The sequence below is a fragment of the uncultured Microscilla sp. genome (assembly GCF_947493425.1).
Classification (GTDB): domain Bacteria; phylum Bacteroidota; class Bacteroidia; order Cytophagales; family Microscillaceae; genus Microscilla.
In genome coordinates this window covers 1-921 of the sequence record NZ_CANLRP010000408.1, presented here as the reverse complement: position 1 = coordinate 921, position 921 = coordinate 1, and the positions used below count along the sequence as shown (strand labels likewise).

Here is a 921-nt window from a genome sequence, read left to right as displayed (position 1 = left end):
GAGTGTATAACAAATGATAGGGGCATCATATATAATGCTTGTATGTAGGCTTAACTTTGATGAAAGAGGAAAGTAGAGAGTTGAAGTGTTAAAAACTTCTTAGTTTTAAGTGACCAAACAAAAAAACTCTCTCTACAATGATAAAAGAACAGAAATTGTCCGCCATTCGCAAAAAATTAGATGATATATTGGAAGGTTTAAAGCAAAGTTCAAAATCAGAAACTCCTTTACATAAGATGGAACGTCGTATTTTGAATGATTTATTGAGCTTAGGTTTGCTTCTGCTAAAGTATTATGTTGATTTATGTTTATCCGTGGTTCAAGAAAAAGAAGTAAGTGGTTTAGCCTCTAAAGGGAATATCACTCGCCGTTATCTGAGTGTATTTGGCGAGTTATCCCTGACTCGCCCTCAATATTATCATAAGGAAATGGGAAGCTATTATCCTTTAGATGCCTATTTGGGCTTGCCTTCGGGTAAATATTCCTACTTGCTGGAGGATTTATTAAGTTATGGAGCAACTGAAATGGACTTTGAACAGAGCAGCAGCTACCTAAACCGAATATTGGGTCATAATTTTTCAGGTATGCAAAGCAAGCGTTGTTCTGCTCGTGTCTCGTCAGAAGTGGATGTATTTTATGATATAGAAGCCCCTGAACAAGTGGCTACCGGAGAACATTTAAGTGTCGGTTTTGATGGAAAAGGTGTGCCAATGATTTTATCTGAATTAGGTAAAACCATTGATAGCCCAGCCATCCGTTTATCAAAAGGTCAAAAACGAGGGAGTAAAAAAGAAGCGACGGTCAGTCTAAGTAGCTCATTTATTCCAATGACTCGCAATCCTGAGCAGATTATTGATGGTTTATTCAAGAAAAAACCCGATAAGGAAAAAACAGAAGAGGCAAAAGGTAATAAACAAAAGA

At 36.8% G+C, this 921-nt stretch carries 1 protein-coding gene; it reads left to right on the top strand.

Annotation, left to right across the window (positions count from 1 at the left end; genetic code table 11):
* Window positions 1-137 precede the first annotated feature (137 nt).
* The coding region (locus Q0954_RS34060) for a hypothetical protein (RefSeq protein ID WP_299466579.1) at window positions 138-921 on the top strand (784 nt) is incomplete at its 3' end.